The sequence below is a fragment of the Phenylobacterium sp. 58.2.17 genome (assembly GCF_026411515.1).
In the GTDB taxonomy this organism is placed as follows: domain Bacteria; phylum Pseudomonadota; class Alphaproteobacteria; order Caulobacterales; family Caulobacteraceae; genus Phenylobacterium.
Window position 1 is genome coordinate 1 of record NZ_JAPMTQ010000067.1, and the last position, 12,423, is coordinate 12,423.

Sequence of the window (12,423 nt, forward strand, 5' to 3'; positions counted from 1 at the left end):
CGCCCGGCGCCCGCCCCCCAGCCGCCCCCGCGCCACCCCGGCCAGGCGGCCCGGCTCGCCGCCGCGCTGCGCTGACGAGCCGGGGAATCTTCATCGGGAGTTAACGGCGGCGGGCGGATTCTCCCTAGCGGTCGAATCTGACCGCTGGGGTGCTGTCTTTGCGTAGCCTTGTCGCCGCCGTCGAGCGGATCGATCCGCTTACCGTCTCCGGCCGCGTCGCGGCTGTGAACGGCCTCCTGATCGAGGCCCGCGGCGGACTGACGCGACTGGCCGTCGGTGCGCGCGCCGAGATCGAGCGCCGGGCCGACAAGCCGCTGACCGCCGAGGTGGTCGGCTTCCGCGAGACCCGCGCCCTGCTGATGCCGTTCGGCCCGGTCGAAGGCGTCGCGCCGGGGGCAGAGATCCGCATCGAGCCGCAGGGCTCGGCCGTGCGCCCGACCACCGCCTGGCTGGGCCGCATCATCGACGCCTTCGGCGAGCCGATCGACGGCCTGGGGCCGCTGCCGCAGGGCGCGGCCGCCTATCCGCTGCGCGCTGCGCCGCCGGCCGCCCACGCCCGCGGCCGGGTGGGCGAGCGCCTGGACCTGGGCGTGCGCTCGATGAACGTCTTCACCACCTGCTGCCGCGGCCAGCGCCTGGGCGTATTCGCCGGGTCGGGCGTCGGCAAGTCGGTGCTGCTGTCGATGCTGGCCAAGCAGTCGGACTGCGACGCGGTGGTGGTCGGGCTGATCGGCGAGCGGGGCCGTGAGGTCCGCGAATTCATCGAGGAAACCCTGGGCGAGGAGGGGCTGAAGCGCGCCATCGTGGTGGTCGCCACCTCCGACGAGCCGGCGCTGAAGCGCCGCCAGGCCGCCTACATGACCCTGGCCATCGCCGAGTTCCTGCGCGACCAGGATCTTGAAGTCCTGTGCATGATGGACAGCGTCACCCGCTTCGCCATGGCCCAGCGCGAGATCGGGCTGGCCGCCGGCGAGCCGCCGACCACCAAGGGCTATACGCCGACCGTCTTTACCGAACTGCCCAAGCTGCTGGAGCGCGCCGGTCCGGGGCCGATCCGTCCCGACGGCACCACGGCGGGGCCGATCACCGGCATCTTCACGGTGCTGGTCGACGGCGACGATCACAACGAGCCGATCGCCGACGCCGTGCGCGGGATCCTCGACGGGCACATCGTCATGGAGCGGGCCATCGCCGAGCGCGGCCGCTTCCCGGCGATCAACGTCCTGAAGTCGATCAGCCGGACGATGCCGGGCTGCCACCTGCCGCACGAGCGCGAGATCGTGAAGGCCGCGCGGCAGTCGCTGTCGGCCTACGCCAACATGGAGGAGTTGATCCGCATCGGCGCCTATCGCGCCGGGGCCGATCCGCAGGTCGACCGGGCCATCGCCCTCAATCCCGCGCTCGAGGCGTTCCTCGGCCAGGACAAGGACGAGGCCACCAGCCTGGACGACAGCTTCAACATCCTCGCTCACATTCTGAACGGTGAAGCCGCATGAGCTGGGCCCAGTCCCTGATCAAGCTCTCGACCTATGAGGTCGAGATCCTCCAGAAGCGTGTGGGCGAGATCGCCGACCGGCGGATCCAGGCCGAGATGAAGCTCGCCTTCCTCGAAGCCGAGGGCGAGGCCGAGGCGCAGCGGGCCCGCCAGGACGCCGAGGCGGGCTGGTATCAGGTCGGGTTCTGGGAGGGGCTGCGGGCCCGCAAGGCGGTGATGCAGTCGCAGATCGACGCCATCGCCTTGGAGGAGGCCGGCGCCCGCGACGCGCTGGCCTTGGCCTTCGAGGAGCAGAAGAAATACGAACAGGTGGCCGAGGGCATCCGGCTGGCGCAGGTCAAGGAAGCTGCGCGCCTGGAAACTGCGGCGCTTGACGAGCTGGGGCTGCGCAGGGCGGCCGGCGGCTGGTGAGGCCGGCGAGGGGCGCGGCGGCCCCGAGCAGGGCGGGCTAGTTCAGCGGGCCGGGGGTCGGCTGGCGCGGCGCCGCGCGGGCGGGCGCCTGTTCGGCCGCGTCGGCGGCCTCGCGCAGGGCGTGTAGGTCGTCGCTGAGACGGAACAGGGCGACGTAGAGCTCGCAGAACGAGCGCCAAAGCAGCACCAGACCTGCGACCACCAGCAGACCGGCCACCAGGACCGGGATCGCCAGAATCACGCCGATCCAGCTTTCCTCACGCAGGGCGACGCCGACGGCGGCCCCGACGGTGCCGAACGCGATCAGCGCGATGACCCCGAGGCCGGCCCAATAGATGAGATGAATCACCTGGTTGGTCATCAGCCGCTCGAAGGTCAGCAGATCCCAGAAGATCGCGCTGCCCGGGCCGCGCCGGGTCGGGGAAGCAGGTCGCCGCATTCGATTTCCAACGCTTCGCGGCCCAATCGACCGCGCCAGGGGCAAATCGCTATCAGCCGGGGCGCGCGGCTGCAACGCCCGTTGAGCCGCGGGCCGCGCCGCCCGTTGTCGCGCGGGCCGGAATTGGGCGCCAGGCGCGCCTCTCCGCATGGGGCGGGATGACATTGTTCGCCGATTGCGTGTTAGTCTTTGATCATGGGCATGACGACGCAGGCCGCCGATTGGAGACTTGAGCCGATTTCGGGCGCCGACCGCGACGTGGTCGAGATCATCGGGCTGCCGCCGGAACAGGAGGCGTTCGCCGGCAGCCTGGACGAGGTGTTCGGGCGATTGAACGAAACCGACGCGGTCGGTCTCGAGCAGGGCTTCGCGGTGATCGAACCTGGCGGGGAGGTGGTCGGCTTCTTCGTGCTGCGCGAGGGCCTGCGCCGCCCGCCCTGGGCGCCGCCCGGCACCGTCAGCCTGCACAATTTCCGGGTCCGCCCCGGGTTCCAGGGCAAGGGTGTCGGCCGCCGCTGCATCAGCCTGCTGGAAGCGTGGTTCGTCCGCGAGCGGCCGGTGCAGCCGCAGCTGATGCTGGCGGTCAACGCCCGCAACCTCGCGGCCATAGAGGCCTACCGGAAGATCGGCTTCGTCGATACCGGCGGCCGCCACGAGGAGGGCTTCGGCCCGCAGCTGATCTTCGCCAAACCGCTGGGCTGACCCAGACCTAGATCTGGCCCACCGTCTTCAGCCGCGCCTTCGGGTGGATCTCGTTCTGGCTGAGCACCGGGGTCTGGCCGCGGAACCGCTCGATGATCGAACGCACATAGGGGCGGATCTGAGGGCTGGTCAGCAGCACGGCGCTATCGCCGGCCAGGGCCGCGCGCTCGAAGCTGTCGCGGACGGCGCGGATGAAGTCCTGCAGGCGCGAGGGGGCCAGCGCCAGCTGCTTTTCCTCGCCGGCGCCGATCAGCGCTTCGGCGAAGGCGTTCTCCCACTCGCCCGACATGGTGATGATCGGCAGCGCCCCGTCGTCGCCGCGATAGGCGAACGACAGCTGGCGGGCCAGGCGGCCGCGGACCTGTTCGACCAGCAGGGTGATCGAGCCGGTGTGCGGCGCGGCCTCGCCGATGCCCTCCAGGATCGCCGGCAGGTCGCGGATCGAGACCCGCTCGCGCAGCAGGGCCTGCAGCACGCGCTGGATGGTGGTCGCCGAGACGACGCTGGGCACCAGGTCGTCGACCAGCTTCTTCTGTTCGGCCGGCAACTCCTTCAGCAGCTTCTGGACCTCGGCGTAGGAGAGCAAGTCGGGCATGTTCTCCTTGAGGATCTCAGTCAGGTGCGTGGTCAGCACGGTGGCCGGGTCGACGATGGTGTAGCCGCGGAAGGTCGCTTCCTCGCGCAGGGAGTCGTCGATCCAGGTGGCCGGCAGGCCGAAGGCCGGCTCGCGCATGTGCTCGCCCGGCAGCTCGACCTGGCCGCCCGACGGGTCCATGGCCATCAGCGAGCCGAGCCGCACTTCGCCGCCGCCGCCTTCCATCTCCTTGATGCGGATCATGTAGCCCTGCGAGGGCAGGCGCATGTTGTCGAGGATGCGCACCGCCGGCATCACGAAGCCGAAGTCCTGGGCCAGGGTGCGGCGCAGGGCCTTGATCTGATCGGTCAGGCGGCGGCCTTCCAGGTCGTTGATAAGCGGCAGCAGGCCATAGCCTAGTTCGATCTTGATTTCGTCGATGGCCAGGGCCTGGCTGATCGGCTCTTCCTGATCCTGGGCGGCGGCTGCGGCGTCGACCGGCACGATGTCGACGGGCGGCGGTAGAAGGGCTTCCTGCGAACGGCGCCAGGCCAGGAAGCCGGAGCCGGCGGCCAGGGCGGCGAACGGGATGATCGGCATGCCGGGGATCAGGGCGATGACGCCGGCCGAGGCGGAGACCATGCCTAGGCTGATCGGGTTCATGGCCAGCTGGGCGACCAGGGCCTTGTCGGCCGAACCGTCGACGCCGGCCTTCGACACCAGGAAGCCGGCGGCGATCGAGATGATCAGGGCCGGGATCTGGCTGACCAGGCCGTCGCCGATGGTCATGATCGTGTAGGAGGACGCGGCCTGGGCCAACGGCACCTTGTGCTGGACGACGCCGATCAGGATGCCGCCGATAATGTTGATCGCAACGACGATCAGGCCGGCGACGGCGTCGCCGCGCACGAACTTGCTGGCGCCGTCCATGGCCCCGAAGAAGGTGCTTTCCTGCTCCAGCTCTTTGCGGCGCTTCTTGGCCTCGTTCTCCTCGATGAGGCCGGCCGAGAGGTCGGCGTCGATAGCCATCTGCTTGCCAGGCATCGAGTCCAGGGTGAAGCGGGCGGCGACTTCGGCGATCCGACCCGAACCCTTGGTGATGACGACGAAGTTCACGATCACCAGGATGATGAACACGATCACGCCGATGACGAAGTTGCCGCCCATCATCAGCTTGCCGAAGCCTTCGATGATCTTGCCGGCCCCGTGCGCGCCTTCGTGGCCGTGACCGAGGATCAGGCGCGTCGAGGCGATGTTCAGCCCCAGGCGGAACAGGGTGGTGACCAGCAGGACGGTCGGGAAGGCGGTGAATTCCAGCGGCTTCTTGATCAGAAGCGAGGTCATCAGGATCAGCACCGACGAGGTGATCGACACCGCCAGCAGCATGTCCAGCATGAACGGCGGGATCGGCAGGATCAGCAGGATGACGATGCCGATCACGCCCAGCGCCAGGGCCACCTCGCCCTTCATCAGCCAGCCCAGCATTTCGCGGGGCGAGGGGCGGGCCGAGGATGAAAGCGAGGCGTCGGTCATGATCTACTCGAGTTACTCGTTCAGGCCGCGCTGGCGCCCATCTGCGGGGCGGGCACCGGGACGCCGGCCTCGGTGTATTCCTTCAGCTTGTTGCGCAGGGTGCGGATCGAGATGCCGAGGATGTTGGCGGCATGGGTCCGGTTGCCCAGGCAGTGCGAAAGGGTGTCGATGATCAGCCGCTGCTCCATGTCGGCGACGGTCTGGCCGACGAAGGTGCGGGTCACCGCCTCGGCGGCGTCGGCCGCGGTCTGGGCGGCGCGGGCGGCCGGATCGGGGGCGGCCAGCGGCTGGCCGTCGGGCAGGCGGATGGCGCCTTCCTCAATCTCGGGACCAGTGGCCAGCAGCACCGCGCGGTGCATGGCGTTTTCCAGCTCGCGGACGTTGCCCGGCCAGCGGTGGGCGGCCAGGCGGCGCTTGGCCTCGGCCGAGAGCGGCCGCTCGAGCATGCCGTTGGCCTTGGCGTACTTGCGGATGAAGAACTCGGCCAGGGCGACCACATCGCCGGGCCGCTCGCGCAGCGGCGGCAGGCGCAGGTTCACGACGTTGAGGCGGTAGAGCAGGTCCTCGCGGAACGTGCCGTCCTTGACCGCCTGGGCCAGGTCGCGGTTCGAGGTGGCGAGGATGCGGATGTCGACCTTCACCGGCTTGGCGCCGCCGACCCGGTCGATTTCGCGCTCCTGGATGGCGCGCAGCAGCTTGGCCTGCAGGCGTGCGTCCATCTCCGAGATTTCGTCGAGCAGCAGGGTGCCGCCGTTGGCTTCCTCGAACTTGCCGATGCGGCGGGCCACGGCGCCGGTGAAGGCGCCCTTCTCGTGGCCGAACAGCTCGCTTTCCAGCAGGTTCTCAGGGATCGCCGCGCAGTTGACCGAGATGAACGGACGGCTGGCGCGGCGCGACTTCTGGTGCACGTAACGGGCGATGACTTCCTTACCCGAGCCGCTCTCGCCGGTGATCAGGATCGAGGCTTCGGACGGGGCGACCTGGTCGGCCAGGCTGATGACGCCCTGCATCCCCGGGTCGCGCACGACCATCGGCTTTTCGTCGTCGGAGACGGCGGCCAGGACGGCGGCGATCATCTCGGCGTCCGGCGGCAGCGGGATGAATTCCTTGGCGCCCGCGCGGATGGCGTCGCCGGCCTTCTGGGCGTCCGGATCGACGCCGCAGGCGACCACCGGAACGCGGATCCGCTCGCCCTCGTTGGCGGCGATCAGCCCGGCGATGTCGAGGTCGTAGTCGACCAGCAGCAGGTCCGCGCCCTGGCCGGCGCGCAGGGCGTGGGTGGCCGCCTCGATGGTCTCCACGTGGCTGACCTTGGCGCCCGCCGTCATCGCCATCTTCACGGCGTTGGAGAGCTGTCCGTTCAGTTTTCCGACGACCAAAAGCCGCATAGCACTATCTCCTACAGACCCTCAGGCGATCAGCCCTGAGTGTCGCCGTCCTTGATGATTTCGGTCATGGTCACGCCCAGGCGGTCGTCGACGATGACGACCTCGCCGCGAGCGACCAGCCGGTTGTTCACGTAGATGTCGATGGCCTCGCCGACCTTGCGGTCCAGGTCGAGGACGCTGCCCGACTGCAGCTGCAGAAGCTGGGCCACCGACATGGTGGCGCGGCCGAGCACCGCCGAGATCGAGACCGGCACGTCGAAGACCGGCGCCAGGTCGCTGGCGGTCTTGTCCTCGATCTCCATGCCCATATCGGCCATAGGCATGTCGGAAGGCCCGAATTCGTCGAGTTTGAGGTCGTTGTCGGACATGGCGGTCAGCTTTCGCTTCCGGGAATGAGGGGTTCGGCGTGCAGGCCTTCGGCGGCCAGCGCCGCCTGCAGCGCGGCGTCCACGCGGGCGGCGGCGGCGGCGGGATCGAAGGCCGCGGCGCCGTCGCCGAAGTCGAGGGTGAAGGCGGCCGGGCCGACGCCGGCGGCGGGGCGGACCTGAATGGCGCCAGGGTAGCCGATCGCCTGGGCGGTCTGCTCCAGCGCCGCCTGGGCGCCTTGCGCCAGGTCGGCGCCGACGCTGACGATCAGTCGCGGCGAGGCTTCGATCTCGCGGGCGAGGTTCTCCAGGGCGGCCTGGATCGGCGCCTCGGGGAACTTGGCCAGGGCGGCGTCGGCGATGGCCCGGGCGCAGGCCAGGGCCAGCTCCGCGGCGCCGACGCGATGCTCGTGGGCGACGCCGGCCAGCCGCGGCAGGGCCTGGCCGACGCTGGCGGCGATCTGCGACAGGGCCTGGGCCTGCAGCGCGGCCATCGAGGCCAGGGCCTGGCGCTCGCCCTCGGCGAAGGCCTGGGCGCGCAGGACCTCGACCTCTTCGGCGGGGAACAGGCGCTTGGGCCGCTGGGCGGCGTAGGCGACATCGCCGGCGTTGTCGAACACCGTGTCGAAGCCGAATTTCGGGTGGGGCGTGCTGGTGGTCATCAGTAGATCAGCTCGTCATCGCCGCCGGCCCCGGCCAGCATGATCTCGCCCTTGGCGGCCAGGTCCTTGGCGACCTGGACCATGGCCATCTGAGCTTGGTCGACGTCGCGGAGGCGGACTGGCCCCATGCTTTCCATGTCTTCGCGCATAATCTTGGCGGCGCGCTCGGACATGTTGGAGAAGAACATCTCGCGCAGGGAGTCGGACGCGCCCTTGAGCGCCAGGCCGAGCTGGTCCTTCTCGACGTTGCGCAGCAGGGTCTGGACGCCGCCCGGATCGAGTTTCGACAGGTCCTCGAATACGAACATCAGGGCGCGGATGCGCTCGGCGCTCTCGCGGTTGCGCTCTTCGAGGGCGGCGATGAAGCGGGCCTCGGTCTGGCGGTCGAAGGCGTTGAAGATGTCCGCCATCATCTCGTGGCTGTCGCGCTTGGAGGTGCGCGCCAGGTTGGACATGAACTCGGTGCGCAGGGTCTGCTCGATCTTGTCGAGGATCTCGCGCTGCACCGGTTCCATGCGCAGCATGCGGGTGACGCATTCCAGCGCGAAGTCTTCCGGCAGGGCGGCGAGCACGCGGGCGGCGTGGTCGGATTTCACCTTCGACAGCACCACCGCGACGGTCTGCGGGTATTCGTTCTTCAGGTAGTTGGCGAGCACCGCCTCGTTCACGTTGCCCAGCTTGTCCCACATGGTCCGACCCGCCGGGCCGCGGATTTCCTCCATCAGGGAGTCGACCTTGTCAGGAGGCAGGAAGGCCTGCAGCAGGCGCTGGGTCTGCTCGAACGAGCCCATGATCGCCCCGGCGCCGGACATTCCGGAAATGAAGTCGACCAGAAGCTGCTCGACGGCGCTGGACGAGACGGTGCCGAGGCCGGCCATCGCCTGGGAGATCTCCTTGATCTCCTCCTCGTCCAGGTGCTCCCAGATCGTCTTGTGCTCTTCGCCGAGCGCGAGCAGGACGACCGCGGCGCGCTCAGGTCCGCTGAGCTTGGATGCGTCGTTGATGGACTTCACGCGGCTGCTCATGTCGTCTCGTGGAGCCAGCTACGCAGCAGCGAAACCGACTCTTCGGGGTGCGTCTCGACGAATTCCGAGACGCGCTTCACCGAGGAGGCTTTCACCTGGCCCTCGATGCGGGCGATGTCGATGCGTTGCTCCAGCTCGTTGCCGGGGCCGGGCAGGGCCAGCGGTTGGCCGGTGGCCGGATCGACCTGGATCTGCAGGGGCTGGCCGTCGGCGGTGGTCACCAGCCGGGTGACCGGCGCGCCGCCGGCCAGGGCCGGCATGCCGGCGCCGCCCTTGGACGGCTTCAGCATCGGGCGGACGACGAAGAAGATCAGCAGCACCGCGACCAGGCCGAGGATGCCGAGTTCGACGGCGCGCATGATGTCGTTCTTGTCGAAGCCCATCAGCGGATTGGCGGTCTCGACGCCGCCCTCGGCGTCGGCCTGCGGGAAGCGGACGTTGACGACGGTGACCTGGTCGCCGCGGTCGGCGTTGAAGCCGACGGCGGTGCGGACCAGCTGCTCGATGCGCTGCATCTCCTCGGCCGAACGCGGGGTGTAGGCGCCGGGCTTGCCGTCCTGGCCCGCGGCGGTGACGCCGTCGACGGCCACGGCGACGGACAGGCGCTTCATGTCGCCCGGCTCCTGCACCTCGGTGCGGACGGTCTTGGAGATCTCGTAGTTGGTGGTCGACTCGGTCCGGCCGCTGGCGGACTGGTTCATGGCCTCGCCGTTGGCGCCGACGCCGCCCGGGATATTGGCGCTGGCCGAGACCGCGCCGTTGGCGTCGGGCTGGTTCTCGCGCGAGGTTTCTTCGTTGGTGGTCTCGGAACGGACGACCTGGCCGTCGGGGTCGAAGGTCTCCTGCTGGACGGTGACGCGGGCCAGGTTGAGGTCGGCGGTGACGTTGACGCGGGCCTTGCCGGGGCCGACGACCCCCTCGACCAGCTTGGTGACGGTCTTGGCGATGCGCTGCTCGACGTCGCTGCGGCGGCCGTCGGCGGCCTGGGCGCCGAAGCCGTCCTCGCCCGCCGACAGGGTCTTGGCGTGCTGGTCGACGACGGTGACGCGGCCGGGCTTCAGGTTCGGCACCGCGCTGGAGACCAGGTTCTGGATCGCCTGCACCTGATCGGCGGACGGCGCGCGGCCGCCGACGCCGATGGTCACCGCGGCGGAGGGCTGCTCGGCCTCTTCCTCGAACAGCTGGCGCTTGGGCAGCACCAGGTGGACACGGGCCGAGGTGACGCCGTCGAGGCTCTGGATCGTACGGGCCAGTTCACCCTCGAGGGCGCGCTGGCGGTTCAGCTGCTGGACGAAGTCGGTCTGGCCCAGGGCGTTGGCCTCGTCGAAGATCTCGTAGCCGACCGAGCCCGAAGTCGGCAGGCCCTTGGACGACAGCATCAAACGAGTCGAGGCGACCTGGTCGCGCGACACCATGATGGTCGAACCGTCGCCCTTGACCTCGTACTTCACGCCGGCCTGGTCGAGGGCGGTGGTGATCGAGCCCGCTTCCTTGAGGTCAAGGTTCGAATAGAGCAGGGCCTTGGGCTCGCCCAGATTCATGGTGAGCGCGATCAGCGCGGCGGCGACGCCGATCCCGATCCCAAGGATGGCCGCCAGTCGTCCGATTCCGAACCTCTGCAGGGCGGCGACGAAGTTGTTCAACGCGGGCGTCCTTCCCGGGGGTACGCGGGACGGACGCTCACTCGCCCGCCGCTAGGCAGGATTTACCCAGTGCTTGGTAAACGACGCGTTTACATTTGCGGCGTTAAGGCCTCAATTCGCGGAAGAATCTTGTTCTCTATGGTTGAGAAAAATCAACCACTCCAAGGGGTAAGCGCCCCCCAAAGGCCGAGCAGCACCGTGAACACGCCATAGAGCAGGGCGGTAAAGGTAAATGCCGCCTTGCGTGTGGCCGTCCACGAATCAACCCGGCGGCCGCCACGCCAGATCGCCGGGGTCAGGATCAAGCCGCCCAGGGCCAGGGCCGCGGCGACCAGCACGCAGGCCGAGGCGATGATGAGGGTGACCCCCGGCCAGCGGTACATCACATTGGCGATGTCGGCGGCGTTGGCGGCCCACGCGCCAAACAGGGCCAGGGCGGTGAGCCAGAGCACCGCCTGGGTGGTCTGCAGCAGGCTGGCCTGGCGCTGGACCCCGGTCTCCCGGAAGTCGCGGCGGTTGCGCAGGAAGAGGCCGCCGATCGTGGCCAAGGCCGCCAGACCGACGAGGATCGCCACGCCAGCGAGCACTGTGGGGCGCTTCCAGAACCCGGTGCGCTCGAAGGTCTGGTCGCCGAAGCTGCTCTGGAAGCTGTGGGCGCGGCCGCCATCGATGGCGAAGGCCAGGTGGTCGGCGCCGGTGGTCGAGATGAAGCGGCCCTCCGACAGGTCGCCTTGCGGCACGAAGCTCTTGGTCTTGCCCTGCGACGTGACCAGCAGGTAGCCGTCGGGCGTCACCGACACCGAGGCGCCGCCGATCATCAGCCCGACCATGCCCTCCAGGCCGCGATAGGCGCGGCGGGTGCCGACATAGTGGCCGGCGAAATCGCCGCCGCGCTCGGCCAGCGCGCGTGAACCCTTGCGGGGGAAGGTCTCGGGCGCAACGTAGAACTGCTGCACGACGTCGCTGGCCAAGCCCATGGCCAGGTCGCCGCCGGTCTCGGTGTTGGTGCTGATGAACACCCCGAGGTTCAGGTCGGGGATCACCACCATGTTCGACAGGAACGACAGCGTGCCGCCGGCGTGGCCGAAGCCGGTGCGCCCGCCGGGCAGGTTGTATTCGATGAAGCCGTGACGCCAGCCGTTGATGCCGGGCGCGGTCTTGCGGATCGGGGTGTTGAAGGCGCGGGCCGCGCCGGGGCCATAGATGACTGCTCCATCCAGCGTGCCGCCGTTCAGCAGCAGCTGCATGTAGCGGGCCATGTCGGCGGCGGTGGAGGACGCCGAACCGGCCGGCGCCACCTGGCTGATATACTCGAAAGGACGGGCGACATAGCCGCCCGGCGTCCAGCGATAGCCTTCGGAAATGTTGTCTCCGAGGCGCTTGGGGATCGCGCCGGGGATGCCGGCTTTCGGCGGGTGTGGCTCGCGGAAGCTGGTGCTGGTCATCCGCGCGGGCAGGAAGATGCGCTCCTCGATCAGCCGCTCGAACGGCTTGCCGGCCACGTAGGACACGGCTTGGCCGGCCAGGGTCGCGCCGTAGTTGGAATAGGCCGAGGCCGATCCCGGCGCGCGCACGCGGCGCGGCCGCTCCTGGCGCAGGTAGTCGGCCATGGGGCGCACGCGATCGAAGTTGCGCTCGAACAGATGGCCCAGCGCGCGGTCTTCGAAGCCGGGCGAATGGTCCATGAGGTTGATGACGCGCACGGGCGTGCGGAAGCCCTGGTCGCGGATCTGCAGCCGTTCGGGCAGGTAGAGATTGACCGGCGCGTCCTGGCGGATGCGGCCGGCCTCGATCTCGTTCATCAGCGCGATCCAGGTGAAGGTCTTGGAGATCGAGCCGATGCGGAAGAGGGTCTGGTCGGGATCGACCTTGCGGGCCGGCGACAGGCTGGCCAGGCCGTAGCCCTTCTTCAGCACCACCTGGCCGTTCTGCACCACCGAGACGGTGACGCCCGCGATGTGGTCGCGGGCCATGGCGCTGCGCACCACGCCGTCGACATAGGACTCCAGCTCAGCGGTGGGGATCGCCTCGCCAGGCGCCAGGCGCGCGCCGGAGGGCGCGACCGGCAGGGCGGCGGCCGCTGTCAGCGGGGCGCCCGGGGCCTGTCTCATAAAAAAATCAACGAGCCCACGATACTATCCTCATGATCGCGTTTTGCGTGTTGTTCTTTTAAAAAAGGGGGGGGG

11 protein-coding genes are annotated in these 12,423 nt (G+C 69.2%); 3 read left to right on the forward strand and 8 right to left on the reverse strand.

What is annotated here, in order from left to right:
* Positions 1–158: 158 nt before the first annotated feature.
* A complete protein-coding gene (fliI, locus tag OUA97_RS22030; RefSeq protein ID WP_267234238.1) occupies positions 159–1,496 on the forward strand; it encodes a flagellar protein export ATPase FliI in 1,338 nt (445 codons plus the stop codon).
* Positions 1,493–1,906, forward strand: a complete 414-nt coding sequence (locus tag OUA97_RS22035; RefSeq protein WP_267234239.1) for a flagellar export protein FliJ — start codon at positions 1,493–1,495, stop codon at positions 1,904–1,906. The genes fliI and OUA97_RS22035 overlap by 4 nt, the downstream gene beginning before the upstream one ends.
* Before the next feature lie 37 nt (positions 1,907–1,943).
* Here the strand turns inward: OUA97_RS22035 and OUA97_RS22040 are convergent, their stop codons facing one another.
* A complete protein-coding gene (locus OUA97_RS22040) occupies positions 1,944–2,345 on the reverse strand; it encodes a DUF4282 domain-containing protein (RefSeq protein WP_267234240.1) in 402 nt (133 codons plus the stop codon).
* Between the two features lie 201 nt (positions 2,346–2,546).
* Here OUA97_RS22040 and OUA97_RS22045 point away from each other — a divergent pair, with 201 nt between their 5' ends.
* Positions 2,547–3,047 carry a GNAT family N-acetyltransferase gene (locus OUA97_RS22045; protein ID WP_267234241.1) on the forward strand — a complete coding sequence of 167 codons (501 nt, stop codon included), beginning with the start codon at positions 2,547–2,549 and terminating at the stop codon, positions 3,045–3,047.
* 7 nt (positions 3,048–3,054) lie between these two features.
* On the opposite strand, the gene flhA is transcribed toward OUA97_RS22045, so the two are convergent.
* The 7 genes from flhA to OUA97_RS22080 form a co-directional block, all read right to left on the reverse strand.
* Positions 3,055–5,154: a flagellar biosynthesis protein FlhA gene (flhA, locus tag OUA97_RS22050; RefSeq protein WP_267234242.1), complete on the reverse strand. Its 2,100-nt coding sequence runs from the start codon at positions 5,152–5,154 to the stop codon at positions 3,055–3,057.
* Between the two features lie 20 nt (positions 5,155–5,174).
* Complete coding sequence (locus OUA97_RS22055; RefSeq protein ID WP_267234243.1) at positions 5,175–6,542, reverse strand: sigma-54 interaction domain-containing protein; 1,368 nt, start codon at positions 6,540–6,542, stop codon at positions 5,175–5,177.
* 29 nt (positions 6,543–6,571) lie between these two features.
* The gene (gene fliN / locus OUA97_RS22060; RefSeq protein WP_183773317.1) at positions 6,572–6,910 is read right to left on the reverse strand and encodes a flagellar motor switch protein FliN; all 339 of its coding nucleotides are present in this window, start codon (positions 6,908–6,910) and stop codon (positions 6,572–6,574) included.
* A gap of 5 nt (positions 6,911–6,915) precedes the next feature.
* Positions 6,916–7,569 carry a flagellar assembly protein FliH gene (locus OUA97_RS22065; protein ID WP_267234244.1) on the reverse strand — a complete coding sequence of 218 codons (654 nt, stop codon included), beginning with the start codon at positions 7,567–7,569 and terminating at the stop codon, positions 6,916–6,918.
* Positions 7,569–8,594, reverse strand: coding sequence for a flagellar motor switch protein FliG (gene fliG, locus OUA97_RS22070; protein WP_267234245.1), 1,026 nt, complete (start codon positions 8,592–8,594; stop codon positions 7,569–7,571). The genes OUA97_RS22065 and fliG overlap by 1 nt, the downstream gene beginning before the upstream one ends.
* Positions 8,591–10,237 carry a flagellar basal-body MS-ring/collar protein FliF gene (gene fliF, locus OUA97_RS22075; protein ID WP_267234246.1) on the reverse strand — a complete coding sequence of 549 codons (1,647 nt, stop codon included), beginning with the start codon at positions 10,235–10,237 and terminating at the stop codon, positions 8,591–8,593. The genes fliG and fliF overlap by 4 nt, the downstream gene beginning before the upstream one ends.
* Before the next feature lie 152 nt (positions 10,238–10,389).
* Entirely contained in the window at positions 10,390–12,348 is a 1,959-nt protein-coding gene (locus OUA97_RS22080; protein WP_267234247.1) for a serine hydrolase domain-containing protein, read from the reverse strand.
* Between the last annotated feature and the right edge of the window lie 75 nt (positions 12,349–12,423).

Coding starts and splice junctions, on each gene's coding strand:
- flhA (WP_267234242.1), bottom strand. CDS start 5,154: ATGACCGACGCCTCGCTTTCATCCTCGGCCCGCCCCTCGCCCCGCGAA.
- OUA97_RS22040 (WP_267234240.1), bottom strand. CDS start 2,345: ATGCGGCGACCTGCTTCCCCGACCCGGCGCGGCCCGGGCAGCGCGATC.
- OUA97_RS22080 (WP_267234247.1), bottom strand. CDS start 12,348: ATGAGACAGGCCCCGGGCGCCCCGCTGACAGCGGCCGCCGCCCTGCCG.
- OUA97_RS22055 (WP_267234243.1), bottom strand. CDS start 6,542: ATGCGGCTTTTGGTCGTCGGAAAACTGAACGGACAGCTCTCCAACGCC.
- fliN (WP_183773317.1), bottom strand. CDS start 6,910: ATGTCCGACAACGACCTCAAACTCGACGAATTCGGGCCTTCCGACATG.
- OUA97_RS22065 (WP_267234244.1), bottom strand. CDS start 7,569: ATGACCACCAGCACGCCCCACCCGAAATTCGGCTTCGACACGGTGTTC.
- fliG (WP_267234245.1), bottom strand. CDS start 8,594: ATGAGCAGCCGCGTGAAGTCCATCAACGACGCATCCAAGCTCAGCGGA.
- OUA97_RS22035 (WP_267234239.1), top strand. CDS start 1,493: ATGAGCTGGGCCCAGTCCCTGATCAAGCTCTCGACCTATGAGGTCGAG.
- OUA97_RS22045 (WP_267234241.1), top strand. CDS start 2,547: ATGACGACGCAGGCCGCCGATTGGAGACTTGAGCCGATTTCGGGCGCC.